The organism is Microcoleus sp. D3_18_C2, from assembly GCF_036702395.1.
In the GTDB taxonomy this organism is placed as follows: Bacteria; Cyanobacteriota; Cyanobacteriia; order Cyanobacteriales; family Microcoleaceae; genus Microcoleus.
Window position 1 is genome coordinate 1 of record NZ_JAUBTG010000004.1, and the last position, 25922, is coordinate 25922.

Here is a 25922-nt window from a genome sequence, read left to right on the forward strand (position 1 = left end):
ATCAAAGCGTTTTGGTAAACACGAGAAGACAACTGGTTCATCCAAGCGCATTCAGGTTGTTTCTTGACGTGGTTGGTAAGAACTTTCTTGACTTCGCCGATAACCTTTGAGTCAGAAAAATTGCCCTCACCGTACATTTGGACTCGCAGGCTCAATCCTAAATTGAAAACAACTCGCCTAAATCCTGCGTGTTTTGCCATCAAGGTCGCTTCGCTGTTATTCAATTTGAGCGCTCGCTTGACGGCAAACATGGAACTTCTTCTCGGCAATCAACTGTAGATAAGTTTAGCAAACTATTTGGCACTTAAGTCCGACTCCCAAACAGGCAGTTCAGTTGCCGGATGATGCCGAAACCAGGGGTCGGTTTCTTCGTATTCATGGGGAAGGGCTATCCAAGTTTGAATGCCATGCAGGATGGCTTCTTTGCTGCGATCGTCGTCAGGCGTGCGTTCGGAGTGGACAATGCCTCGCCCTGCCGTCATCCAGTTCACCGCACGCCTGACGGATTTCTTGAACGCTGCCCACACTATCACGATGCAGCAAAACACCTTCAAACAGGTAGGTGACGGTTGCTAAGTTGATGTGCGGATGCGGTCTGACATCCACGCCCCGGCCGGGTGGAAACACCGCAGGGCCGAGATGGTCAAAAAAGATGAACGGGCCTACCAGTGCTAAAACGTCTGAGGGAAGCAAGTGACGGGCTTGGAATCCACCCAAATCTTGAATGTGTGGCTCATTGACATACTCACTGACCTGAAGGTACGGTGATTCTTAAGCCTCGCGACTTAAGTTTCTGCTTCTTCGCAACTGCCTCCACCCTCAAAGAGTTTTGGTCTTATGTTCGCTCCACAGACTAACCCCGCAAGCCCTGCGGTTTTTACGTGTCGAATACCAAACGGAATTCTTCTCCTGTTTTGATTCTAGGGTTAGACTTCCATTGCCCTATCCTCTTTTCCCGGTCTACCGATTTTGCTTCGCCGCCAGCACCTCGGGCTGAACTTCGCTCGTATAGGCTGTTTGATCCATCGTCTCGGGTGGGTCGTTGACCAATTACATTCTAATATAAAGCCGTCCTAAAAGGACGGGGTTTCTACCCAAATTTGTGATGAGATGCTGGATGGTATCCGTCATAATGTTTATGAAGTTCCCAACGCTAATCGTCTATGTCAAAAGTGCATGATACAAAAAGCTATCCTTGTAAAGGACGATCGCAATATCAGTGACTGGTCTAAACTTTCCCAATCGAAAGCTCTTGTAGAGTGTCGAGTTCTCAACGAGCTTTCTGCTTACGAGACGATGGAGAGTTCATCACTGACTTGAATCCTACCTTTGACTAGGGAGCGAATCAGACGATCGAGTGAGCCACGTTCTTCTTCACTGATAGACTCATCGAGGATGGCGGCCATCATGCCGTAGCGGTCAGCCTTGGTAACGCGGTGAGTATCGGTGACAGTGGCAATTAATTCGTTGATAGCGCCGGGGAGAAGATTAACTGGATACATGGGATTGTTTTGAACTCGACACCTTAATCATCTCGTGGTTTCTCCTAAGAGCAAGTGATGGTGCTGGTTTTTTTCCGTGATAATACTGAAAATCTTCGGTGAACCAAGTCCGTGTTACCAGTGATCGAAGTCACAACATTGAAACTAATGCAGCGGTGGAACAATTAGAACCCACATCTTGCACCCTTCTCAAGAACAGGCTTTTCGGCCTGTTCCACAAAGAGTGAATTTTCTTGTGGAACAGGCCGAAAAGCCTGTTCCTAAAATGCTTATCGAGAATGGTGCAAGATGTCAGTTAGAACCAACCTTCGGCCCTTCAAGTGTCACAGTGATAATTTTCGTTTTTCACGAGTCTGAACCTCTTGCTGTGCAAATGTTTCAGACCTTCATAGGAAGAACTACCTCTTCTTCAATCACTTGTCAACAAGTAACGACTGTTGACTTTTTATCCAAAATCAAAATAAGTAGACAGACAAAAAAATTAGTCCGCCTACTTAATCGCTAACTAGAAATCACTCCCACTCGATCGTTCCCGGTGGCTTAGAAGTAATATCGTAAACCACTCGGTTCACCCCCTTAACCTCATTCACAATCCGATTCGAGATCAGTTCCAACAAATCGTAAGGAACCCGCGCCCAATCAGCCGTCATCCCGTCTTCACTCTTAATAAATCGCAAGACGATCGGGTAAGCATAAGTGCGCTGATCGCCCATCACGCCTACACTGCGAATCGGTAGCAAAACTGCAAAAGCTTGCCAAAGTTCACCGTACAATCCGTGCCGGTTAATTTCTTGGCGAACAATGAAGTCAGCATCCCGCAAAATATTTAGTCTCTCGGAGGTAACTTCTCCGATAATCCGAATCGCCAATCCCGGGCCGGGGAAAGGTTGTCGGTTCACTATTTCTTCGGGAAGCCCGATCGACCGGCCGACTTTTCGCACCTCATCCTTAAACAGTTTTCGCAGCGGTTCAATCAGCTTAAATCGCAAATTTTTCGGCAAACCGCCGACGTTGTGGTGGCTTTTAATTTTAACAGCAACTCGCTCGCCACTTTTGGGGTCTGCATTCGTGTCAGCCGACTCAATCACATCAGGATAAAGAGTACCTTGTGCGAGGTAGTCAAAGGGGCCCAGACGCTTCGATTCTTCTTCAAATACGTTGATAAATTCGTGACCGATCCGCTTGCGTTTTACTTCAGGATCGGTAATCCCTTCAAGTTGAGCTAAAAAGCGTTCGCGAGCATTAACATACTCAACGTCAATGTGGAATTGCTCTTTAAATAATTTTACCAACCGTTCTGGTTCATACTTCCGCATAAACCCTTGATCGATAAACATACAGGTAAGTTGGTCGCCGATCGCCTTATGCAGCAAGAAAGCCAAAGTAGAAGAATCTACACCGCCCGATAGAGCCAGCAAAACTCGTTTATCTCCCACTTGCGCGCGAATTTCGCGAATCGATTCCTCCACAAAAGTAGCAGTCGTCCAAGTCGGTTCGCACTCGCAAATGTGGTAAACAAAATTGCGAATTAAAGCTATTCCCCCGATCGAGTGAACTACTTCGGGGTGAAACTGAACCCCGTACAAATTTTTCTCGTGGTTAGCCACAGCAGCACACGGAGTATTGTCTGTGTGAGCGAGGATTTCAAAACCCGGTGGCAGTTGAGTACACGAGTCTCCGTGGCTCATCCACATCGTGCTGCCTTCTTCGACATTTGTCAGCAAATCTGTAGGATCGTCAATAAATAGCGATGCCTTGCCATATTCGGCTAACTTAGCCCGTTCAACCGTGCCTCCGAGCTGCTTTACCATCAACTGCATCCCGTAACACACTCCCAACACCGGTATTCCCAAATTCCAAATTTCTGGGTCGCAGTGGGGTGCTTTTTCATCGTATACAGAACTTGGGCCTCCTGAAAGAATAATTCCTTTAGGATTGATAGCTTTTAACTGTTCTGCCGTAGTGCGGTAAGAAATTACTTCTGAATATACTTGAGTTTCGCGAATTCGACGAGCAATCAGTTCGGAATATTGCGAACCGAAGTCGAGAATCACGATGATCTGGCGATCGATCTGCTGCATTAAAGAGTTTGTGAGAACGGACTCAGTTTCTATTTTAGTAGTCACGGTTATTGCGTAATTGCTAAGTGCTAATTGGGCAGAAAGTAGCGGACGTATCTGTCGCGCTCTCAGTACAATTCTAAGGAAGACTAGGAACCATTGGTCGCTAGGAATAAATCTTATTGATACTAGATTGCCGTCAGCGATGTTAGTCGATTAATCGGGTACAGGGCCATAGATTTACTTCGATCCTTACCCTAATTAATTGAATTCTTGCTTCAGAAATAGCTTCCCGAAGCAACCTAGTATAATTAAGGTTTAGGGACAGAGAATTATTACTTGTTAAATATTATCCCTGACCGATGTTTTAAACAGAATTCAGGGATATTCACACTACATTAACAAATTTGGGTCAAAAATGTATCTCCTATGTCACTTTTAACAATAATTTTGCGATCGCGCCCGAACATCACCGAGCCCACGGGGATGTGCAAGTTAGTGTGAGTAAAAATGCAATCCGATGACCGCAAGTCTATTTGTCGGGCGATGTCGCCGTAAATTAGATCGACCCAATTGCTCCCAAACTCGGCGTCTAAAGCCCGCAGTTGCCCGAGAGCCTCTTCGGCTGTCGCTGCGGCAAAAATTGCGGAACACGCATCAGCCGGCATTCCAGCCTTAGCACAGTAAGCTGTGAGAATTTCCCTGCGCCCGTCAGCGAGGTGGTGGTGAGTGTGAAAAATTCCCGCCGCCAATTTCATCAGTTTCCCGTGATAGCCAAACAGCAAAATTGACTGCACGCCCTGATATCCGGCTTCTACCAGCAGCGGGCCGAGCCAGTTAGCGGTTTTGACTAACCTCTCACGATTAATCCCCAGTTGTCGCGCCAAATCCAAGCCGTTTTCGCCGATGCAGAAAACCAAACAGTCAAACAGTTCGGCTTTTTGTTGCAGTTGTTCGCGGTAAACTTCCAACTGTCCAGGGGCGCTCAGCGGTTGAGAAATGCCCGTTGTACCCAGCAGCGAAAGTCCTTCTACCACGCCGAAAGCTTCGTTAGAAGTGCGGGTGGCTAGTTGCCGCCCAGACGGCAGAATCAGGGTGACAGTAATTTTTTCTCCCCCTGCGAGTTCTCGGCTCAGATTCGATCGCAACAGTCGCATTGCGTAATCATAGATCGCCGCCCCTCCACCGACTGTGTGACGCCCTATACCTTCACCGCCGAGAATCACAATCTGCTCTCCCTCTTCCCAATTCCCCAATTCCACCATTGCCCAAACGGGGGTATTTCGAGTCAGATCGAGATTGTCGCCCGGATCTGAGCGAGTCACTCCTAAAGCGGTATCAGTTTTGAGTACAGACGCCTGTTCGATCGGAATTTCTGCAGTTATTTGCGGTTCCAGTAAATTGACTGATACGCTATCTAGAGACTGAATACCTGCGCGTAAGCACCGCAAAGCTGCAAGTGCGGCCGCACAGGCAAATACTGGCAGTGTATACCCCGATAAAGGTTGAGTTTTTGTCACGTTGTAATTCAGAAATCCGTAAATTGGCTGGCGATCGACATCACGCCTTAGCACTGATACCCCTCAAACATTTAAGTGTAATTCTAGGGTTTGCTATTATCTGCAGTTAGCGTAATTTTTGTCAACTATAATTTTGTCCTACCAGTTGGCGAGCCTCTACGAGGAGCGCCCACAACCCACTCCGAAGGCTTACGGGCCGGTGCGGGCGATTTTCACAAAAAACCCGGAATCTCGATCGCCAGCGCTGGGACTGAACAAACGCATTCCAGGAATTAGGTACAAATAGTTAGCAGCGATACTCAGCAAGTCGATCGTCTTTCATTTTATAGATTTAGCTAGCCGTAAAGATTTGAGAACCGAGTGAGATCGCGCGAAATTTGCTTTTGCCTTTGGGGAACTTGTTTGAGGCGGAATTCGAGCAATTTTTGGTATGCAAAATGCTGCGCTCGCTTCCTGGTTAAGCCCTAAAACCTACTTTTTTACAATTAGCAAATTTATATCTCCCAACCGGTTGATGTCCTAGCGATCGCAAGTCATTTATATTGATATGAATTACCCGGACGTGCCAGTCCTACTTTCGAGCTAGCCTCTTGAAGGTGGGGCTGGTTTTATCTAACCCTGTTACTTCACTTCTCCAATCTACAATCTAAAACCTAAAATCTAAAATTGATTGACTATGGTTGAACCAGTTGCAGAGTTAAATGAACCTCTATCTCTTCAGACTGCAGAAATAGTAGAAATAGTAGACCCGAAAATATTTCAGCTCGTTCTCTCTCCAAAAATAGCTCTCAAATTTTCCAAAAAAGACGTTCGATCGACCCTGAAAGCCTCAACTCTAGACGGCGTTTTTGCCACTATCTTCGAGTCGGCGACCACCGGCGTGCTGCTGAGCAACTTCTTGCTGCAACTCGGCGCGAGTAGCGTGGAAATAGGTATATTCTTTGCTATTCCGATGGTGGTAAATCTCCTGCAACCATTAGGAGCCTACATCGCAGATCGGACAACCACCCGCCGCTCGTACAACCTATTTGTATTCAGCGTTTCGCGGCTGCTGTGGCTGGTGCTGGCGGTGGCAATTGTTTGGGGTTCCCAGCACCAAGATCCCCGCCAACTGCTGCAATGGACACTGGTAACAGTCGTAGCAGCTAGCGTGCTGGCAGCTTTTGCCAATTCTAGCTGGTTCAGTTGGATGGCTGCTGTGGTTCCTCAGCGCTTGCGGGGACGCTATTTTGGCTTTCGCAACAGTGCTGTCAGCCTCATCACTTTGCTGGGAGTGCCGTTGATGGGATTGGGAGTGTCAACTTGGGACGGCGGCCCAATTTTGGGCTACGGTATTGTTTTATTGGTGGGTGTTTTGGCGGGAATGATTAGTTTGGGGTGTCAATCCTTCATGGTTGATGTGAATCCCCAGGTATACAAAAAAAATGCACTGAACGATCGACTTACAAAGAAAAAAGAAAAGCAAATAACAGATTTTGTGCCTTCTGTGCTGAAAGATTCTAATTTTTTAATGTTTATTCTTTACTTCAGCCTATGGACATTTGCAGTTAATCTCAGCGCGCCTTTTTTTAATATCTACTTGCTGAAAGATTTAAGCTTGGATGTGAGTTTGGTAACGATTTACACCAGCTTAAGTTCCGGCGCAAATCTACTGCTGCTGATGTTTTGGGGTAAGTTGGCCGATCGCTGGGGGAATCGTCCGCTGCTAATTGCGGTTGGGCTGGTGGTGGCTGTAACCCCTTTGCTGTGGTTGGGTACGGGCAATTACCCGTTTGCCCTCTGGGTGTGGCTGCCGCTGCTGCACTTGTTGGGGGGAACGACTTTAGGGGCGATCGGGCTGTGTACTAACAATATTCAAATGGAGCTCGCGTCGATCGAGCAACCTTCGACTTATTTTGCGATCGGCGCTGCTGTTTCGGGATTAGCTGGGGCTTTGGGAACTACCGCCGGCGGCTTTCTTGCCCAACTTCCTGGTATGAGTTTGGGCTCACTGTTTGCCCTCTCGGCTGCTGTGAGGCTGGTAGGCTTGCTGCCTTTGATTTTGGTGCGAGAACCTCGTAGCCAGTCGCTGCGGTCGATCGTCCCCACTTTGGGACGTTTTAAATTTAATCGGGGCTAGGAAATTTTCGCACAAATTTACCGATCGAGAAACCAGAAAAGCCCACAGATTGTTAAAAACTTCAAGCAGATCGCAGAAAACCTGAGAGTGACTGAGACAAAAATTAACCTAAAACATCGCCTAAATCTGATGTGCGGCAAATATCTCACTATTATCTTGCAGCCAACCGACAAATCGATAATATATAGCTGTTCTAAAAACTCACTGTGCAGACCGTAAATGTGTTTAAAGGTTTGTTAGCTAGGGCGTCGTATCACTACTTATGTTACGATAATCGAGCATTTTCCCTGAAGCAAACCTACGATTTCACGCTCTGAATTTTTTACGTTTTAGGATAATCGAGCATTTTCTCAGAACCAAACCTACGATCTCACGCTCAGCCCTTTTTGTATTAAGAAATATAAATATTATTCACATTTTAATACAATAAACTCAACTAGGTGGTGGTTTGAGACTACTATCCTGACAATCGAAATAACTAAAGATTGCCCACCCACATAACAATTTCGATCCAAAAACTAGCAGCGATCGCCTGACGCCATACAAAAAGGGGAATTGGCAATTCTCTTGTAACCGATGACCAATGACAGATCGCTCTCAAATTTCCGATTCAAAGAGAGACAAGTAAAAATGAAACGTCTAATCGTTTGCTGTGATGGCACTTGGCAACAACTCAATAGTAGTTACCCAAGTAATGTGATTAAACTTGCCCAGGCAGTGAAATCGACCGCCAGTGACGGGGTTCCGCAAATCGTGTTTTATGACGAAGGAGTTGGAGCGGATAGTAACAAGATTTTGGGCGGAGCCACTGGACTGGGAATCGATAAAAATATACAAGATGCCTATCGTTTTCTTTCTCTCAACTATGAGAAGGGTGACGAAATATATCTATTCGGGTTCAGTCGCGGTGCTTACACAGTCAGGAGTCTAACCGGGATGATTTATTGCTCCGGTCTCCTATCCCGCCCTCATATTACCAGGGCATCAGAAGCTTACGAGCTTTACCGTAAACGAGACATTAAACCAAAGGATCGGGTAGCAGCCAATTACCGCGAAGATTACGGCGATCGCGTCCCGATTACCTTGCTTGGTTGTTTCGACACCGTTGGAGCCCTTGGTATTCCTACTCTACCCGCCTTCAAGAAGTATGACGAACAGCTCAAGAAAAGGTACAGATTCCACGACACCACTTTAAATAAGTTAATTCAAAATGCGTTGCACGCCGTTGCGATCGACGAAGTTCGCGAAATCTTTGATGTTACGCCTATGAAAAAAAATCCTGATATTGAGAACCAGCGGGTTATTCAAGTTTGGTTTCCCGGCTCGCATATCTGCATCGGCGGTGGAACGAAAGAATACAGCGGTTTATCAGATGCCGCCTTACAATGGATGATCGATTCAACCCGTAACCTGGGATTGGGGCTTGAATTCGATCCAAGTGCCATTCCCACAGGTATCAATCCCAATTATGAGATTGATTTTAAAAACAATCCTGGGTTCTTCAAATTGGCAGGAATCAAGTTCCGCGAGGTGGGCGATGCTATTGAGGATCTTCACGAAAGCACGATCAATCGATTAAAAAAACGCCAAGACTATCGACCTAAGAATCTGCAAAAAATTCTCTCCAAAATAATTGATAATATAGAAAAATGATAAAAATTTATCAAGCTCTCAGAACGGAACCTAATAAGACTATCTCATCTACAACAAAGGAAAAGCAATCATGAAAAGAGATACATCTAGAGATGGATTTAGCAACAAAGCTTTAGCATATACGTTGACTCATTTCAAACCAATTTGGAACTTAGTTCAAAGTTACGAGCCTCTGAAACGTAAACTAAACAAATTTTTTCTCAATAGCATCATTTACAAACTTCCGACTCGCCCGCTTCCCTATAGCTTAATGGGCTTAGATCCCAAAATTCCAGGGACAGATATTCCAAAAAAAACTGATACCTACATCTCTTGGGATTCACTTACAGACAAGACTTATACTGGGCGACATTTACCTCCCGACCCCGAATTTAACAAAGAAGGGAATTTACCACCACTGGGTAAATTAAAGACCTTATTTCAAAAAAGAGATGGAAAAACCATTTATTCAGACAAATCGACTCTGCTCTTTCCCTATTGGGTGCAGTGGTTTACAGATAGTTTTCTGCGGATCGATCAGCAAAACCGCTTCAAAAATACCTCCAACCATCAGATTGATATGTGTAATGTTTACGGGTTGACCCGCAAACAAACAAATATGCTCAGAGCTTTCAAAGACGGTAAATTTAAAACCCAAAAACTCAAGCGCAAAGATGGCGTAGAAGAAGAATATCCACTCTTTTATTATGCCGATCCTGAGCAGGGTATTATCGATCCTCAATTTGAAGGTCTTCATGCACCCCTTAATGATGAGAAAAGACAATCCCCCGAAAAGAAAAGCAAGCTATTTGCAATGGGAGTTGAACGGGCAAACGTCCAAGTTGGCTATGTCATGCTCAACACTTTATGTATCAGGGAGCATAATCGAATTTGCGATGTTTTGTCAAAAAGCTATCCAGAATGGGACGACGAGAGGCTCTTCCAAACCGCGAGAAATATTCTCATGGTGATTGTTCTCAATATCATTATGGAAGAGTACATTTTCCACATTACGCCCTATAATTTTAGGTTCTTTGCCGATCCTGAAGCTTTTACCAAGGAAAGTTGGTATCGAGAAAATTGGATGGCGATTGAGTTTAGTTTTGTCTATCGCTGGCATAGTGCGGTTCCTGAAACCTTTACCTATGACGGGAAAGAAAAATCCATGTACGATTCCCTCTGGAATAATCAGATGTTAATCGATAAAGGGTTGGGTGCATTGATGGAAGAAACTTGTTCCCAACCAGGCACTAGAATTGGTTTGTTTAACACACCTGATTTTAAGATCGCAGGAACACCTTATACATTTATTGATGCTACCGAACTAGCATCTGTTAAACTCGGACGGCAGGCGCAGTTAGCCAGTTATAACGATTACCGCGAAATGTGTGGTTATCCCAGGGTGACTGATTTCAATCAAATTACGGGTGACGAATACGCTCAACAGAAATTAAAAGAGTTGTACGGTCATGTTGATAAGATTGAACTATTTGTCGGATTGTACGCTGAAGATGTGCGGGAAAATTCAGCAATTCCGCCTTTAGTAGCACGGATAATTGGCATTGATGCTTTCTCCCAAGCTTTAACTAATCCTTTGTTATCGCCTAAAGTCTTCAATAAGGAAACTTTTTCTGAGGTTGGTTGGGAAATTATCCAAAATACCAAAACAGTCTCTGATTTAGTGAATCGTAATGTTCCTCCAAGCGATCCCAAGTACAAAGTCTCCTTCGATCTTTAAGTTGTAGCTGACAACTAAGACTCAAATTAGTTGGGGGCGCAAAGACACCTGCGCCCTCAAAAATGAGGAAGAAAAAGGCGATATTTTCGCAAGCGATAAGCTACGGCAATTCGGAAGCAATTGCACCAGCATTTATACTGTTTCACAGATGCAACGGTTTGTGTAGAGCCTTTTTTAGCGATTAACCAAAGGTTATGTTATGAACAAGAAGTTATTTACCGAATATCCCGAACAAGACGAACGCAAATATTACGATCTTTTGGTTGAGCAGGCCAAGCTTCGGATGGATAATCTTTACGGCAATAAGGAGCGGGCGCTGCGAGATACTCACGCCAAAACTCATGCTTGCGTTAAAGGAACTCTGGAAATTTTTGACTTTGATGAGGAAGCGATTAAACGCGAATTGGGCAAACGCGCTTCGTTAAGTTCTTCGCGACTCAATGCTATTTCCCTTAAGCAAGGTTTGCTAGCAAAACCCAAGGAATATCCTGTTTGGTTGCGATTTGCTAACGGGGCTACCAAAGTATACCCTGATTACCAAAAAGATTCGCGCTCAATATCAGTGAAAGTGATGGGGGTGGAAGGGGAACGACTCGCGCAAAGCCACGAGTTAAAAACCCAGGATATCATTGTTCACAATTCAGAGATATTTGTGAGCCAAACCATCAAAGACTACTACGGCTTTTTTTCTGCTCTGGTTGAATCACCAGAGGCATTGAAAAAGTGGCTAATACGACATCCCAGACACTTTCTAGCGGTCTCGACGCTTACGGGTAGCCGGACTCCGAAGAGTTTGCTAACAGCAAAATATTGGAGCGGTTCACCCTCTGCTTTGGGTCTCAATCCCGATTTCGATCCCTCTAAGCCTGGTCTAGTTCCTGTCGAATATCCTGCTGTAATTAAGTATGGGTTTACTCCGATTTCATGCAAACCACCGCATGAAATAATTCCAGAACAATCTCGACCGGGAATTCCTAAAATTCCCTTTGTCGATCGCGCTAAAGCCTTGGGTTTAGATCCCAATAAACCAGATAATTATTATCGGGACGATCTCATTCAAGCCTTGGCGAAACCTGACGCTCAATACTGTTGGGATTTTGGCATTCAGTTCCAAACCAGCCTAAAAATGCCGATCGACGATGGCATCAATGTCTGGAAGGAAAAAGAATCACCCTTCTTGAGAGTAGGTCGTCTCACCGTCAAGCATCAGATTATTGATTATGAAAAACAATCTGATTTCAACGAAAACCTGAGATATTCTCCCTGGAACGGCTTAGCAGTTCATCGTCCAGTAGGTGCGATCAATCGGATACGCGGTGTTGTTTACCCCGTTGTAGCGAATTATCGCCTTCAAAAGCGAGGTCTTGTCCACCAAGAACCCACAGGAGAAGAAACTTTTTAAGGGAGTAATTTGGGGCTGGGAAATCATTTAAGCCATCAGGCAGGTGTCGTCTGAGCAAATGGCAACTAATATCAAATCCGGTAGCATCGTCCTGTATTCATCTCTGTATTCTCTCCCTCTGCGTTCTCTGCGCCCTCTGCGGTTAAATCATTCCGATGCAACCGGAAACGATATAAAAGAAGTTAACAAGCGAAACCTTCAAAAAATCCCATCCCTTTTTAGGGGGTGGGAGTGTTAAAAATGATGAATTCTTAGTCCTCAGTCCTTAGTCCTCATTATTCAGTAGCAATTAATCAATAACTGGGTTCGTACCCAATTATTAATTATTCTGCTAGCAACCAACTGATGACTAATGACCAACGACTGATGACTAATAAATTAAGCTTGCCGTGAGTAGTATTCCACCACTAGCAGTTCGTTAATTTGTAGAGCAATCCACTCGCGTTCGATAACGCCATTAACTTTGCCAACCAGTTTTTGCTTATCAAATTCCAAGTGATTCGGCAAGTGAGCCAAGCCTGGGTCTTTGAGATTAGCTTCTACCATTGTGCGAGAGCGCTCTCTATTTTTCACAGCAACCACATCACCAGGCTTGCACTGATAGCTGGCGATATTGACTTCACGGTCATTGACAGTTATGTGACCGTGATTTACCAATTGTCTAGCGGACGGAATGGTTGGAGCCATTCCCATCCGAAACACAGTATTGTCCAAGCGCATTTCCAAAAATTGCAGTAACACTTGACCTGTGGAGCCCGTGACACGGCGGGCTTTGCGGACGTAACGGAGCAATTGGCGTTCCGTCACACCGTAATTGAAACGGAGTTTTTGCTTTTCTTGCAAGCGAACCGCATACTCAGAGAGCTTTTTGCGGTTTTGACCGTGCTGTCCAGGCGGATAATCTCGTCTGGGGGTTTTGCGGGTTAGACCGGGCAACTCTTTCAGGCGACGGACGATTCTCAATCGGGGGCCTCGATATCGAGACATTTATTTTCCTCTCTAATATCTGTATGCAATATTTATGCAGACTCTATATTATATGTTGGTAACGGTCAAAATTCAAATAAAGATCGATAAAAAAACGATCGACCGGAGGGCGATCCATAATGTGCGGTAAATTCTGAAGGAAAAGCCGATCGCTCGATCGCCCAAATCAGCCAAAAAAACTCACTACTCGATCTGCCATGCACAACCGCAATTTCTCCCGCACTTCTTCCCCAAAGCCAGCACCGACCGGCTCAAACCCTACCGGGCGCTGGATATTAGCTCTCGGCACGCAGCTAGCAGCACTTGGTTTGTTGGCAACAGCCCTGCCCATATCGCCAGCCTCAGCCATCACTATTAGAATTCCTCGCTCTAGGAATCCCTATCGCGTCTGCGCCTTGGAACTAATCGAAGCCGGAGTGGCAGCAGAGGCCGCCGCCGCCGCTTGTGCTGACGCCCTCCGCCCCCGCGACATATCTAAATGCGCCCTCCAAATCAACCGCAAAACCAAGATTTCTGGTGTCGAAGCGCTCTCTAGCTGTCGGCGGGTGAGGCGTCCCCAAGAATTGGCTACTTGCGTAGTGAATATTAACAGCAAAAGTCGAACTCAACCTGCTGATCCCCTGGTAGTGCTGGATGGATGCCGCCGCAGTTTATTGCCACAACAGTTTTCTGAATGCGTAGTCGGTTTGAGCGGCAGGCTCGACTTTCCCACTGACCGGTTAATCACCACTTGTCTTGACCCCAGGGACAGCGTGAGCCAGTTGGACGGACGCCCTGCACCTACCCCTCCTGTGGAGCTAATTCCAACGCCTTCGCCCCTCAATTAATCACTGTTAACAGTTGACTGTTGACTGTTGACTGTTAACAATCTAAAATCTAAAATCTAAAATCTAAAATCGATTGACTGATGCCTACATTTTCCTAATCAAATGTCAGAAATTTTTGCTCAAATTACAGTCGAAGAATTAGCTCGCCAATTAGCAGAAACCAATGCTGAGAAATTGCAGCTTGTAGACGTGCGGGAACCTTACGAAATTGAGCTGGCGGCGCTGCCGGGATTTGTAGCTTTTCCGCTGAGCGAGTTTGCGGAATGGTCTGGTGAAATTGACGCTAGACTCGATCGCGACACAGAAACCCTAGTTCTGTGCCATCACGGAGTGCGATCGGCTCAAATGTGCCACTGGTTAGCCACTCAAGGATTTACCAACGTTAAAAATATCGTTGGCGGTATCGATGCTTATTCAATGGTAGTCGATCGAACCGTCCCCCGCTATTAACATCAAATCCAGTTCTTAACTATCCTTTTCTTCAGAGTCCGCGCGGGCGGACTTTGTATGTGTAGAAACGAATAATATTTCCCCGGAATGAGCTAATTAACACCAGCAAATCGAAAATTGAAAAGCGTACTCATAGTGAGCCGATCGCGCCCCTGCCTTTTCGAGTCATAAAGAGCTTCATCAGCCGCCAGTAGCAGGGTTATCGCATCATTTTCCTCGCTGGGAACAACGCTGGCAATTCCCAAACTAATCGTTACCACAGAATTAGGTAGACCGTCAAGACTCTGCGGGTTAAAAAGAATATTCAAAGCTTTCACTTTTGCTCTAATTTGTTCGGCAACAACCAGAGCCGCCGACGCATCAGTTTCCGGTAAAATCACAGCAAATTCCTCGCCCCCGTAGCGAGCAGCTACATCAGCAGGACGCTGGAGCGATCGGCGAATTGTCTGAGCTACCAATCGCAAACAATCATCTCCTGCTTGATGTCCGTAGGTATCATTATATATTTTGAAATAATCGAGATCGCACAAAATTAAAGATATCGGAGACCCCTCGCGAGCCATGTGTTTCCATTCGGTTCGCAAGCAACTATCAAAATACCGTCTGTTGCCAATTTGAGTAAGTTCGTCCACATTCACCAAAGCTTGCAGCCTTAGATTTTCTTGCTGCAACTCCTCAAAACGAACCACCGATAACTTGTCCTCGCACAAATTTTGCCCTTGAAAATACAGGCGATATAATTCGCAAGACAAACTACAGTTATTTCCCTCTAATTTGACAAGTCCCATGCTGTCTAACTGATAAGCCATCAAAGGTTCGAGGTGAACGCTATTTTTAGCATCGACAACCTGTTGGAATGCGGAGGCGAGTTCGGGCTGCTGTTGAATGGCGATCGACTGATTTTGCAAGTAGTCGCTATAAATTCCGCTGTGAGTAGGAGCTGCTGTTAACAATTCTGCCAACTCGGCTAGCCCCAGTTCATTCCCTGGTTCATCCCGATCGACAAAGAGGCGATTTTGTTGCAAAATTGCCAGGTGATACAGCGCTAAATGCACTAAATAAGGATGCCCGCCTACCATGTTCATTAATTGCTCGATCGGAGCGCTATTGCTCCAGTTCAGTCCGTGTCTGCACGCCAAATCTTGAACTTGTTCAGCAGTAAATTCTGAGAGTTTAATCGGCATTCCTACATTAAATGGAGATTGATTAAGCCTCAAAGCAATATAAATCTCGGTCGAATGAATGACAACAATGCGGAGTTTTTGCCAAATTGTGCTAGCGCGAGCTTGTTCATACCAAAAACGGATCATCGAAAGAAAATCTTGAGCAATGTTAGTCCGTTCAAATATGCGATTTATTTCGTTAATCACCAAGACAATAGGACTGTCAATTAGTTCGAGCAAATAGTTTTCAAAGTAAATTGTGCAGCTGACCTTGCTGCCCATATCTTCATCCCAGAATTCATCAATATTTGGTTCGAGTTTGAGTTGCCGAGCGACATTGACACAAAGCCAGCGTAAAAATTTATCTAAACTAGCAAAAACCGCTGCGTCAGCTTGCTGAAAGTCTACAGTTACTGTGCGGTATCCACGATCGACTGTCGCGTGAACTATCCGCAGCATCAGCGAACTTTTGCCCATTTTTTTGGGAGCTTTAATGCGAACAAGGCCACCGGGTTTGCTAATTTCTGCACAGGCCAGGGCTTCGGCCCCTGAGCGATCGATATAAAATCGAGAGTCAAGCGGTATGGGGCCGCCGGGAAATTCTAGGTCTGCAACTGTTTGGATCAAGTTTGGTAATTTTTGGAGTCCTGCCATAGTCGTTCCGCAAGGCGATACCCTGACTGTATCTTACTGTGCATCAACCTTTGTCAGGTTAGGGGGGAGACGAGCGGTGTCCAAGATCGATCGACAATCCTAAAAAATCTAAGTTTTTAGGGACTTCCCGGAACTCACTTTGCTATAGTAGTGTCACTTTACCCAATCTCAAACCCTGCTTCAACACGGCTCTGCAGACCGACAAAAATTCGACGGTAGCCCAGACGCGATCTTTCTTGGCCTTTACCTGAAAAATAACTCGTTGGTCGTCGAGGTCGCGCAGGAAGAGCCCCTATCTAAGGAGAAATAATCATTGTCACGCCGCTACCTGTTTACCTCTGAATCGGTCACTGAAGGGCATCCCGATAAAATCTGCGATCAAATTTCCGATACGATTTTAGATGCCTTACTGACCGAAGACCCCAAAAGCCGCGTCGCAGCAGAAGTTGTCGTCAACACTGGCTTAATGCTGCTGACGGGCGAAATTACCACTAAAGCTCAGGTAAATTACATAGAATTAGCCCGGAAAAAAATAGCCGATATTGGCTACATCCACGCTGACAACGGCTTTTCGGCCAATAGTTGCTCAGTGTTAGTGGCTCTTGATTCTCAGTCTCCCGATATTGCTCAAGGGGTGAACACAGCCCACGAAAGCCGGGAACAATCGAGTGAAGAGGAATTAGACGCCATCGGCGCTGGCGACCAAGGCTTGATGTTCGGCTTTGCTTGCAACGAAACGCCGGAATTGATGCCTCTGCCGATCAGTTTAGCGCACCGGATTTGCCGTCAACTGGCCGCAGTCCGCAAAACCGGTCAGTTATCTTACCTGCGTCCCGACGGCAAAAGCCAAGTTACGGTGATTTACGAGGACGGCAAACCTGTTGGCATAGATACGATTTTAATTTCTACCCAGCACACCGAAACGATCGGCGACATCACAGAAACGGCCGCAGTTCAAGCCAAAATCAAAGAAGACCTTTGGACTGCAGTCGTCCAACCCGTGTTTGCCGATATTAGCGTGCAGCCGGATGCAGAAACTCGCTTCCTTGTCAACCCCACCGGCAAATTTGTCGTCGGCGGGCCTCAAGGAGATTCGGGTTTGACGGGCCGCAAAATTATTGTGGATACCTACGGCGGCTATTCCCGCCACGGCGGCGGCGCTTTTTCTGGGAAAGACCCCACCAAGGTAGACCGCAGCGCGGCTTATGCTTGTCGCTACGTTGCTAAAAATATCGTAGCGGCTGGTTTGGCCCAAAAGTGCGAAGTGCAGTTGAGTTATGCGATCGGCGTTGCGCGGCCTGTTAGCATGATGATCGAAACTTTTGGCACTGGGAAAGTTGATGACGATCGCCTTTTAGAAGTTGTGAAGCAGCATTTTGAACTGCGTCCTGCGGGAATCATTCAGGCATTTAACTTGCAGAATTTGCCTGCTGAAAGAGGCGGCCGTTTCTATCAAGATGTGGCGGCTTACGGTCACTTCGGGCGCACTGACTTAGATTTGCCTTGGGAACAAACTGATAAGGCCGAACTTTTGAAAGAAGCTTTGAGCCAGCAGTTATCTGCTGTCGCTGGATAGTACAATGTTGGGGTGCGCGCAGCGCACCTTATCCATAAATAATATCGGGTGCTACCAATCAATATAGGGTGCGTACTCCGCACCTTATTCAAAAATAATATAGGCGGTGCTTCGGCGCATCTTATCCATAAATAATATCGGGTGCTACAAATTAATAACGTAGCGTGCGTACTCCGCACCTTACAAAAAAAAAAGAATAAATAAATGCGATTTTTCACACCTTTCCAATCTGCAATTCGCAGTTTGGTCTCTTCATTCCAACAGCGGTTGGCGACGACTGGATTTTCTGCACCAAATCCAGCAACGCTGCCAAGTTCATTTGCGACTAACAATCATGGTGGAATTCGCGGCGTTTGGATACCCACCACTGACTGCAAAGTTCTCACATCAAAAGAGCGAATTGCTGAGGCAATGGACTTTCTCGCCGATACGGGATTTAATACCGTTTTTCCTATAATTTGGAACCAGGGTTATACGGCTTATCCTTCTCAGATAATGCGAGAAAACTTTGGGGTGGAAATTGACTCGCGCTATCAAGGTCGCGACCCCTTAGCAGAAATATGTGTTGAGGCAAAGAGAGTTGGCTTAAAAGTAATTCCTTGTTTTGAATACGGATTTGTGAGTTCTTACAATCGCAATGGCGGTCATTTGCTGGCGAAAAAACCTGAGTGGATTGCCCGTGATGCCAGCGGCAATTTACTTAAAAAAAATAACTTTGACTGGATGAATTCTCTTGACGCGGAAGTGCAAGACTTTGTGCTGGGGTTGATGCTGGAAGTTGCTAAGAATTATCCGGTAAACGGCGTTCAAGGAGACGATCGCATTGCGTTTCCGGTAGAAGGCGGTTACGACGAAAAAACGGTTAAACGCTATCTAGAAGAGTGCGGTAAAGCAGCGCCGTCGGATTGTAAAGAGCAACATTGGCTGCAGTGGCGCGCTAATATTATTACTGAGTTTGTGGCTCGTTTACACCGAGAAGTGAAAGCGATTAATCCTGATTTGTTGCTATCGATGTCGCCGAGTCCTTATGATTGGGGACTGGTGGAATATTTGCAAGATTCTAAAGCTTGGGTTGACAAAAATTTGGTGGATCTGCTTCACCCGCAGTTTTATCGTCGCGATTTTAATGCTTACAAACAATTGGTCGATAAAATGATGTCGGGACAGCTTAGCGGGCAGCAAGTAAAGTGCGTGTCGCCCGGTATTTTGTTGACGAATCGAGGCAGCAAATATAGCATAACTCCCGAACTGTTGTTGCAAGTAATTGCTTACAACCGCTCTTGCGGGATTCAAGGAGAAGTGATGTTTTTTTACGAAGGTTTGCGAGATAACGATAACGCTTTGGCTAAGGTTTTGAAAAAAGGGCCCTATGCTCGTTGAGAGATTGTCCCGCAATCAAGCTGTTTCCGGTTGGCTGCAGTCAACCGCGCCGATCGCTATTTCAAACCAAGTTGGTATAAAATAAGATGTTGCAGCATTCTCAATAAGCTTTGATTAACAAGCAAGATGCCTGTTCCCCAAAAAGTGAATTTTATTGTGGAACAGGCATCTTGCCTGTTGCTGACAATGGTGCAAGATGTGAGTATAAAATGATTTAGCAGAGCTATGCCCGTTAATAGCACAGCAATGCCAAGCAGCAAGCGCTACTAATTGTCAAGCCGATCGCCCAAACAAACCCGATAATTAATAATTGGGGAGTTGCAAAAATAGGGGAATGAGACATATTTTAGAAGTGGTGCAAGCTTTTTTTTTGAAGTAGCGTTTTGTAGACGCCATATTTTTTTATACAGACAGTTTAAAAGAGCAATCTCAACCGCTCGCCAAAATATTAGGATAAATCAGTGACCTCAGCAGCAAGCCTCATCCAACAGCTACCCGAGCTCAGCGATGCTCAATTCCATCAAAAATATTTGAAACAAAAACAAGGGATGCACACCTTGGCGACTATATTGCCGCAAGTAGAACAGCAAAGTCTGGCGTTGCGGGCAGTAAAATTAGCTCTAAAAGTAAATTTAAAACTCGGCTCAAAGCTAGCAGGAACGGTAAAGCCAGAATTTCAAATAGCCACCATAAAATTAATCGACAAAATCCCCACTTCGCCCCTACTCAAAATTCAACTGCTGGCCCTCACAAGTTCGGATATGGCAATCCCGATACTGGTGGCCGCATTGAACCACAAAGAAAGTGCAGTGCGCCTGGAGGGGATTCGGGCGATCGGGAAAATCGGCTCCGAAGCAGCAGTAATTGAATTAGCCCGATCGCTCGCATCCAAAGATTCCCAAATCCAAGCTTGGGCCGCTTGGGCTTTAGGAGAAATTGACTCGAAACCAGCCGCCGTAGCACTGCTCAAAGCCATCAAACACCCAGACTCCGGGGTGCGCGCCTGGGCTGTTTGGGCCTTGGGCAAAATTAACCCGAAAATAGCCGTCCCCGCGCTGCTGAAAGCCCTCAAACACCCAGACTCCGAAGTGCGCTGGCGGGCAGCAGTCAACTGCGGGAAAATCGGCGTCTCTGAGGTAGTTCCCGGCCTGCTGAATGCCCTCAGAGACGAAAATCACATCGTCCGCGCTAGGGCGGCGGCGGCTTTGGGGAAAATCGGCGATTCTGAAGCAGTACCCGGCTTAGTAGAATTGCTTCACGATGATCCCGACTCCTATGCAGTTTCTTTGAGGGCCGCCGAGGCCTTGGGACAAATCGGCACGGAAACGGCTGTGGCGGGACTGGTGCAAGCCCTCAACCATGACGACTCAGACGTGCGGGGCAGTGCAGTTTCTGCCTTGGGAGAAATCAGCAGCGAGGTGGCTATGGTGGCCGTAATCGGGTCGCTCTGGGATCGAGATATTTTCGTGCGCGGCAGGGCGGCGGTTGCCCTTGGGAACATCAATACAGAGGGAGATGCGAAATTGCCAAAAATGGTGGTCGCGGGACTGGCGAGCGCAATTGGCGACAGCGAATCTTATGTGCGGTGGAGAGTTGCTGCTGCTTTGGGGGAAATTGGGACAGAGGAAGCTGTGGCAGGTTTGGTGCGGCTGCTGGGGGACGAAAATTCTGGAGTGCGCCAAAAGGCTGTTAAATCCCTCGGTCACATTGGCTCCACGGCTGCTATTGTTGCTCTGGAAACAGCTTTAAATCGCGAATTTGCTGACGTTCGTGCCCGGGCTGCCCAATACTTGGCGGATGTCAGCACTGAGGCAGAAACAGTTGATTTTGATCCCTCTGTTTCCCCGGATTTGTCGGGTGAAAAACTGCCAAAAATCCTGATTGCTTCGCAAGCAGAAGCCAGCGAATACATTGTTGAGCGCCAAGCGCGACGCGAGATTAAATACTTGATCTCGATCGGCAGTCCAGGCGTCCCCGAACCCAAAACTTTCGATCAAATCCCGAACCGAATGTGCCTGGAGTTTAACGACCTCGACACCCCCGTTGACGACCCCGATCAAATCTTGCCTACCCTTGAGGATGTACTGAAAATTATTGACTTCGCCCTCAAAATGTCGTCGCCGGGAGGCAGTTTGCTGATCTGCTGCCAAAGTGGGATCAGCCGTTCAACTGCCGCAGCTTTGATTGTTTGTGCTGCGCTGTTGGGTCGTGGCAAAGAACGGGAAGCTTGGGCGTTGGTGCTCGCCGCCAGACCCCAAGCCAAGCCGAATCGCTGGATGGTACACTTGGCCGATGAAGCTTTGGGTAGAGACGGTAAGCTAGCACTGGCGATCGAATTGACTACCGTAACAGCAGAACTCGCAATCGCCAAAAATTGACAGAAAGCATTCAGGATACAAACCCCGGATTCATCCATCCAGAAATAAAAAACCTGTATCCGATAAAACTTGCCGAACGTATTTATCCGTCGGGTCAATGCTTCAAATCTAAAATCTAAAATCTAAAATCTAAAATCGCGCCATCGATTGACTCGCAGAAACCGGGTTTCTTTTCGCGAGCCCTAAAGTTATACTCTACTAACGAGACTTCGCCTCAGACTTGTCTTTGCGGGGCAACGATGCCAAAAGTCGATCGCCAGGGTGCAAAAGTTCGATCGGCTGCTGCATTTGTGACATTCTGTGCTAAAAAGTCGTCGGATGCTCAACAAAAACCGTCAAGCAATCGTCGCATTGCTGGCAGCAAAACTCCAAAGCTGAGGAATCGGGTGCATTGTCAACAGACAATATCAGCTTTGGGCGAATCACAGGCAAAACAGGTCAGAAACAATTTTCTGCCTGTAACATTCCACGCGGGGATAATTCACTGCCGGGATTAATTTTTATCTATTTTGCCTGCTGCAGACTTTTACAAGTCGAAAAAGTAATTTGGCAACAGCCATCAACAGCCTAATTATCTATCAGACATCAACCGAATTTAAGTTTATCCTCGGACTCGACAAGAGTTTTAGATACTTTTTCGCAGATGTCTACTAGAAAATAGACAAGCTTTTCCGTTTGGAGAATTTAAGAGCGTGGTAAATTTTAACAGAAGACAGGGGTTGCATATGTCAAAAATTAACTTGCTAAAAAAAACAGGACACGAAGCAAGTTTATCGGTTGCAGTTTGTGAAAACCAGGGGGAATTGAATTCAGACTTAGAACCATTTAACCCGTCGAATAAAAACGTGAAAACGCGAAAGGTTAACCAAAATAATACCAATTTAGGTAAACAGATGCCAGTTTTTATTTCGGGAGAAGCGGCTTCTGTCGAAACAGTCAGCAAAACAAAATTCAACCAGGAATTTGTGGATAAATTATCCTTAAAAGTCAGCCAAAGTTTGCCATCTAAAATTGGCAGTTTGCCTATCCATAAAAAAATTGGGTACGGGTATTTGCTGGCAATAGGAATCGGATTTTTGGGTTCGCTGAGCGGACTGGTGATTGCCGATTACTACCAAGGACAAGGATTAAAGCAATTCAACGATGCTCACCTACAAGCGCAATTGCTAGGCAATTTTAAAGATGCAGCGCTGGCGGCTCAATTGCAGGGTTCACAGCTAGATTCTTTTGTAGATAATTCGGTCAAGCTAAAACAGCAAGAAGAACAGTTGGTTAAGAGTATTGTTAAGGCAAAAAATCTGCGGTTGCGTATAGAAAATTTTGCCGACAGCCAACCCGCTTGGCTGGCAGCAAAGCCGGAAGTTCTCAAGTTTTTAGTGCAAGATTGCACTAAAAATTTAGAATCCTACGCCGATACTCTCAAGTCAACTTTGCAGAAAATCCAGCAATCGCAACTATCGCCTGGGGAGATAGAGTCGGTCAGAAAATTGCTCGCAATCGAAAGCGGAGAAGGTGTAAAACAGCTCAACAGCAGCCTTGAGGAATTGAGCAAAATCCTCGATATTGCCCAGCAGCAAGAGGGCCAAGGCGGTGAAGTGATGGAAGACGCCCAAGGCATGGAAAAAGCCATAATTATTTTTAGTATGCTGCTGTCGGTTGTGGTGGCTGGAATGGTGGCTTACCGGACGAGTCGGGCGATCGCTCAACCTATGATCAGCGTTACTCAGGTGGCCCAACAAGTAGCCGCTGAGTCAAATTTTGACTTGCGAGCACCCGTCACCGGACAAGGCGAAATCGGCTCTCTGGCGGCCTCTCTCAATCACCTAATCGAGCGGGTTTCGGGACATACAAAAGAATTAGAACAAGCTAAAGAAGTCGCCGTCGCAGCTAACACTGCTAAAAGCCAGTTTTTAGCAAATATGAGCCACGAATTGCGGACGCCTTTAAATGCGATTATTGGCTACAGTCAACTACTTTCAGAAGATGCCCAGGATGCGGGATTTGATGAGTTTGTACCCGACTTGCAGAAGATTGAAAAAGCAGGCGCGCATCTGCTATCTTTGATTAACGATATCCTTGATTTGTCAAAAATTGAAGCGGGGAGTATGAAACTCGAAATCCAGGAGTTTGACATCGAATCCCTGGTTGATAATGTTGCGAGTGCCGCGAAACCGTTGGTAGAGAAAAATGGCAATGTTTTGGAGATTGAGTGCGATCGAACTGTGGGCATAATGCACGCAGATTTCAAAAAAGTGCGCCAGGTTTTGATACATCTGCTTAGTAATGCTGCGAAGTTCACCAAAAACGGTAGGGTGAAAGTGACTGTGAAGCGCATTGCAGGAAGTGGAAAATTGAATGCAGCAGGGCGTGAGGCGATTGACGATTCAATGGCTGCCGATGAAATTCCTTCTGGGGCGATCGCTTGTCCCCTGCCGAATGTTCAAGACACCGATTGGATTTGTTTATCGGTTAAAGATACCGGAATTGGAATGTCGGAAGAACAACAGCACAAATTGTTTGAAGCTTTTGTGCAAGCTGACTCTTCAGCAGCGCGACCTTACGACGGCGCCGGATTGGGGCTGACACTTAGCCGCTACTACTGTCAGATGATGGGCGGGGAAATTTTGGTAGAAAGCGAAGCGGGAAAAGGGTCTATTTTCACTGTGCGGATACCAGCAGGAAACGGGTGATGTAATTTTTGGGCGAGAGATTTAGGGGGTAGGCAGAGGGGCGAAAATGTATGTTTCAAACCTCTGGCTTTATATCGAAATGTTTTAGTCTTGTCAGTGGGGGCGATCGCACTTTATTAATTCTAATTGGTTATTTTGCCAATTCAAATAGCACAAACCCCTTGCTGCTGAACTCAAACCTAAGTCTATGCCGATAAATTTCATATAGTTCTGGACGCACGGGTGGTCAGAAACCGGGTTTTTTTGCCAAATACTTCGTTACAGCCGGCAAAAACCGCAAAAAACCCGGTTTCTTTGGCTTTGATGCCTCCACTCAACTCTTCTCCTGCTTCTCATCGGATGGTGGGGACTGTTTTTGCATTTGTTTTTGGCGTTCCCTCACAGCTTGTTCCAAAATGAATGCTGACAAGCCGCTGATTGAACGGCGTTCCTCATTTGCCCACTCTTGAAGTAGGTCATAAATTCCTTCTCCTATGGAGGTTGATATGCGTTTAGACATTAGAGGTTAATTGTTTCTTATTTAAGCCGATCGTCATTGTCGAGTATTTTAGACAATTTGGTAGAATATGCAGCAATATGTTGCAATGTGCTGCATGATGCGCTATATTCTTAGAGAGTCAAAAGCCAGCGCTGAACTTTTGCAGGGCCCGCGCTGGCTGATGGTTCCCCAAATACAAGGAGACAATCCACATAAAAGGAGACAATTACTATGGTAAAGCCTGTGAGCGACGGCAGCGAATATACCCGCGGCTATCAACAAGCTTTGAATGATTTTGGCATCACGCAACTGCTGTCGGGTATCCGCAGCTACTCTGATGAGGATTTTGAGGCCGATCGCGCGCGCATGACTGGGCCAGAGCTCGAAAGCTTTGCGGTGTTTCTGATTCTGCGCGTCGGGGCGAATCTCAAAGGTAGTACGATCGCCCGCTACCTCAACACTCTCAGAAAAGCAAATTCTCCGACGATCGCCGATCGCCCCGCGATCGAACTCAACTCTAATTCGCGAGGGAAAACACCTGAAAAGTCAAAGGGGGGCGATCGCAATTCTTGGGCGATCGTCCGAATTTTACCGAATGCTGAGCACTATACAATTGCGCGTTTTGTCAACCGCCAAGATGCGGACGATCGGCGGAGGGCTTTGTGTCGGTTTATTCCAGGGGGTGTGTTTGAAGTTGTTATGTGCGATCGCACCTAATCAATATACCTCTCCAATAATTATTGTGGAACAGGCCGGAAAGCCTGTTCAAGACTGGCTTTTCTGGAGAGCTCTAATCAACAAAAATGACGGTGACAATTGTAGCGACTCCGCATTAAGTCCGTCGGGGGTTAAAAACCCCCGCCTCATAGCGAAAGTCCTCGCTTCCGAGGACTGAAGAGGAGAGTTAAGATTTGTGCGCGGGGGGCTAGAAACCGGGTTTTTTACGACCATATTCGTTGCAGTCGGCAGATTCGATAAAAACCCGGTTTCTTTGGTGGGAGCGCGTAATTTCTGTCTGTTTCAATTCATACCTTGCATCATTCTCGATCGATCTTGCAGTCCTCGGAAGCGAGGACTTTCGCTATGAGGCAGGGAATTAATTCCCTGCCAGACTGCGGGAGGAGCCAGACTTTTGCAAAAAGCCCGATCGCTCCTAGTTCGCTTCTACTACAATTAAAAAGCAAACTCTCTTTACTAAAACCGATGGAAACCATCAATCTTCAATAAGAAGTCCGCAACTTAATCGATCGACTGCCTGAAAATTTTACTTGGTCTGACCTAATATCGGCAATTTATCTCAGACAAAGAATGCAATCTAAACAAAGTAAAATCAAAGATATCAAACCAGGAATATAACAAAAAACTG

At 46.2% G+C, this 25922-nt stretch carries 22 protein-coding genes; 13 read left to right on the forward strand and 9 right to left on the reverse strand.

Annotation, left to right across the window (positions count from 1 at the left end; genetic code table 11):
* The 6 genes from QUA88_RS03960 to cbiD all read right to left on the reverse strand — a co-directional run.
* The coding region (locus QUA88_RS03960) for a helix-turn-helix domain-containing protein (protein WP_333270365.1) at positions 1–251 on the reverse strand (251 nt) is incomplete at its 3' end.
* A gap of 42 nt (positions 252–293) precedes the next feature.
* Entirely contained in the window at positions 294–533 is a 240-nt protein-coding gene (locus QUA88_RS03965; RefSeq protein ID WP_333270368.1) for a pirin family protein, read from the reverse strand.
* On the reverse strand, positions 439–717 hold the full coding sequence (locus tag QUA88_RS03970; RefSeq protein ID WP_333054637.1) for a pirin family protein: 279 nt from the start codon (positions 715–717) through the stop codon (positions 439–441). Before QUA88_RS03970 ends, QUA88_RS03965 begins: the two co-directional genes overlap by 95 nt.
* Before the next feature lie 569 nt (positions 718–1286).
* Entirely contained in the window at positions 1287–1502 is a 216-nt protein-coding gene (locus tag QUA88_RS03975) for a hypothetical protein (protein WP_333054638.1), read from the reverse strand.
* A 512-nt stretch (positions 1503–2014) separates the two neighbouring features.
* Positions 2015–3628 (reverse strand): glutamine-hydrolyzing GMP synthase, encoded by a 1614-nt coding sequence (gene guaA / locus QUA88_RS03980; protein ID WP_445242999.1) that lies wholly within the window; start codon positions 3626–3628, stop codon positions 2015–2017.
* 332 nt (positions 3629–3960) lie between these two features.
* Positions 3961–5082: a cobalt-precorrin-5B (C(1))-methyltransferase CbiD gene (gene cbiD / locus QUA88_RS03985; RefSeq protein ID WP_333211776.1), complete on the reverse strand. Its 1122-nt coding sequence runs from the start codon at positions 5080–5082 to the stop codon at positions 3961–3963.
* 118 nt (positions 5083–5200) lie between these two features.
* Between cbiD and QUA88_RS03990 the strand changes: the two genes are divergently transcribed.
* From QUA88_RS03990 to QUA88_RS04010, 5 genes are all read left to right on the forward strand, one after another.
* Positions 5201–5368, forward strand: coding sequence for a hypothetical protein (locus QUA88_RS03990; RefSeq protein ID WP_333211747.1), 168 nt, complete (start codon positions 5201–5203; stop codon positions 5366–5368).
* 390 nt (positions 5369–5758) lie between these two features.
* Positions 5759–7201, forward strand: a complete 1443-nt coding sequence (locus QUA88_RS03995; protein ID WP_333054642.1) for an MFS transporter — start codon at positions 5759–5761, stop codon at positions 7199–7201.
* A 630-nt stretch (positions 7202–7831) separates the two neighbouring features.
* On the forward strand, positions 7832–8854 hold the full coding sequence (locus QUA88_RS04000; protein ID WP_333211749.1) for a DUF2235 domain-containing protein: 1023 nt from the start codon (positions 7832–7834) through the stop codon (positions 8852–8854).
* Positions 8855–8924: 70 nt separating this feature from the next.
* Positions 8925–10571, forward strand: a complete 1647-nt coding sequence (locus QUA88_RS04005; protein WP_333054644.1) for a peroxidase family protein — start codon at positions 8925–8927, stop codon at positions 10569–10571.
* 199 nt (positions 10572–10770) lie between these two features.
* Entirely contained in the window at positions 10771–11973 is a 1203-nt protein-coding gene (locus QUA88_RS04010; RefSeq protein WP_333270373.1) for a catalase, read from the forward strand.
* A gap of 378 nt (positions 11974–12351) precedes the next feature.
* On the opposite strand, the gene rpsD is transcribed toward QUA88_RS04010, so the two are convergent.
* Positions 12352–12960 carry a 30S ribosomal protein S4 gene (gene rpsD, locus QUA88_RS04015; protein ID WP_172190738.1) on the reverse strand — a complete coding sequence of 203 codons (609 nt, stop codon included), beginning with the start codon at positions 12958–12960 and terminating at the stop codon, positions 12352–12354.
* Positions 12961–13157: 197 nt separating this feature from the next.
* Between rpsD and QUA88_RS04020 the strand changes: the two genes are divergently transcribed.
* Together QUA88_RS04020 and QUA88_RS04025 are read left to right on the forward strand one after the other, a co-directional pair.
* Positions 13158–13787, forward strand: a complete 630-nt coding sequence (locus QUA88_RS04020; protein WP_333270376.1) for a hypothetical protein — start codon at positions 13158–13160, stop codon at positions 13785–13787.
* 102 nt (positions 13788–13889) lie between these two features.
* Positions 13890–14237, forward strand: a complete 348-nt coding sequence (locus QUA88_RS04025) for a rhodanese-like domain-containing protein (RefSeq protein WP_333145386.1) — start codon at positions 13890–13892, stop codon at positions 14235–14237.
* A 92-nt stretch (positions 14238–14329) separates the two neighbouring features.
* Here QUA88_RS04025 and QUA88_RS04030 read toward each other — a convergent pair whose 3' ends face one another.
* A complete protein-coding gene (locus QUA88_RS04030; RefSeq protein ID WP_333232447.1) occupies positions 14330–16054 on the reverse strand; it encodes an AAA-like domain-containing protein in 1725 nt (574 codons plus the stop codon).
* 313 nt (positions 16055–16367) lie between these two features.
* Between QUA88_RS04030 and metK the strand changes: the two genes are divergently transcribed.
* The 5 genes from metK to QUA88_RS04055 all read left to right on the forward strand — a co-directional run bounded on the left by metK (position 16368) and on the right by QUA88_RS04055 (position 24078).
* Positions 16368–17630: a methionine adenosyltransferase gene (gene metK, locus QUA88_RS04035; RefSeq protein WP_333270379.1), complete on the forward strand. Its 1263-nt coding sequence runs from the start codon at positions 16368–16370 to the stop codon at positions 17628–17630.
* 204 nt (positions 17631–17834) lie between these two features.
* Positions 17835–19010 carry a family 10 glycosylhydrolase gene (locus QUA88_RS04040; protein WP_333054653.1) on the forward strand — a complete coding sequence of 392 codons (1176 nt, stop codon included), beginning with the start codon at positions 17835–17837 and terminating at the stop codon, positions 19008–19010.
* 461 nt (positions 19011–19471) lie between these two features.
* Positions 19472–21388 (forward strand): HEAT repeat domain-containing protein, encoded by a 1917-nt coding sequence (locus tag QUA88_RS04045; protein ID WP_333270382.1) that lies wholly within the window; start codon positions 19472–19474, stop codon positions 21386–21388.
* 239 nt (positions 21389–21627) lie between these two features.
* Entirely contained in the window at positions 21628–21885 is a 258-nt protein-coding gene (locus QUA88_RS04050) for a hypothetical protein (protein ID WP_333261019.1), read from the forward strand.
* Between the two features lie 396 nt (positions 21886–22281).
* Positions 22282–24078, forward strand: coding sequence for a HAMP domain-containing sensor histidine kinase (locus tag QUA88_RS04055; protein ID WP_333270385.1), 1797 nt, complete (start codon positions 22282–22284; stop codon positions 24076–24078).
* A 313-nt stretch (positions 24079–24391) separates the two neighbouring features.
* Here QUA88_RS04055 and QUA88_RS04060 read toward each other — a convergent pair whose 3' ends face one another.
* Positions 24392–24577, reverse strand: coding sequence for a ribbon-helix-helix domain-containing protein (locus QUA88_RS04060; protein ID WP_333108585.1), 186 nt, complete (start codon positions 24575–24577; stop codon positions 24392–24394).
* A 210-nt stretch (positions 24578–24787) separates the two neighbouring features.
* On the opposite strand from QUA88_RS04060, the gene QUA88_RS04065 reads away from it, so the two are divergent.
* Positions 24788–25273, forward strand: coding sequence for a hypothetical protein (locus QUA88_RS04065; RefSeq protein WP_333232441.1), 486 nt, complete (start codon positions 24788–24790; stop codon positions 25271–25273).
* The last annotated feature ends 649 nt before the right edge of the window (positions 25274–25922 follow it).

Coding starts and splice junctions, on each gene's coding strand:
- QUA88_RS03975 (WP_333054638.1), bottom strand. CDS start 1,502: ATGTATCCAGTTAATCTTCTCCCCGGCGCTATCAACGAATTAATTGCC.
- QUA88_RS03995 (WP_333054642.1), top strand. CDS start 5,759: ATGGTTGAACCAGTTGCAGAGTTAAATGAACCTCTATCTCTTCAGACT.
- QUA88_RS04000 (WP_333211749.1), top strand. CDS start 7,832: ATGAAACGTCTAATCGTTTGCTGTGATGGCACTTGGCAACAACTCAAT.
- QUA88_RS04005 (WP_333054644.1), top strand. CDS start 8,925: ATGAAAAGAGATACATCTAGAGATGGATTTAGCAACAAAGCTTTAGCA.
- QUA88_RS04010 (WP_333270373.1), top strand. CDS start 10,771: ATGAACAAGAAGTTATTTACCGAATATCCCGAACAAGACGAACGCAAA.
- rpsD (WP_172190738.1), bottom strand. CDS start 12,960: ATGTCTCGATATCGAGGCCCCCGATTGAGAATCGTCCGTCGCCTGAAA.
- QUA88_RS04020 (WP_333270376.1), top strand. CDS start 13,158: ATGCACAACCGCAATTTCTCCCGCACTTCTTCCCCAAAGCCAGCACCG.
- QUA88_RS04025 (WP_333145386.1), top strand. CDS start 13,890: ATGTCAGAAATTTTTGCTCAAATTACAGTCGAAGAATTAGCTCGCCAA.
- QUA88_RS04030 (WP_333232447.1), bottom strand. CDS start 16,054: ATGGCAGGACTCCAAAAATTACCAAACTTGATCCAAACAGTTGCAGAC.
- QUA88_RS04040 (WP_333054653.1), top strand. CDS start 17,835: ATGCGATTTTTCACACCTTTCCAATCTGCAATTCGCAGTTTGGTCTCT.
- QUA88_RS04050 (WP_333261019.1), top strand. CDS start 21,628: ATGCCAAAAGTCGATCGCCAGGGTGCAAAAGTTCGATCGGCTGCTGCA.
- QUA88_RS04055 (WP_333270385.1), top strand. CDS start 22,282: ATGCCAGTTTTTATTTCGGGAGAAGCGGCTTCTGTCGAAACAGTCAGC.
- QUA88_RS04060 (WP_333108585.1), bottom strand. CDS start 24,577: ATGTCTAAACGCATATCAACCTCCATAGGAGAAGGAATTTATGACCTA.
- QUA88_RS04065 (WP_333232441.1), top strand. CDS start 24,788: ATGGTAAAGCCTGTGAGCGACGGCAGCGAATATACCCGCGGCTATCAA.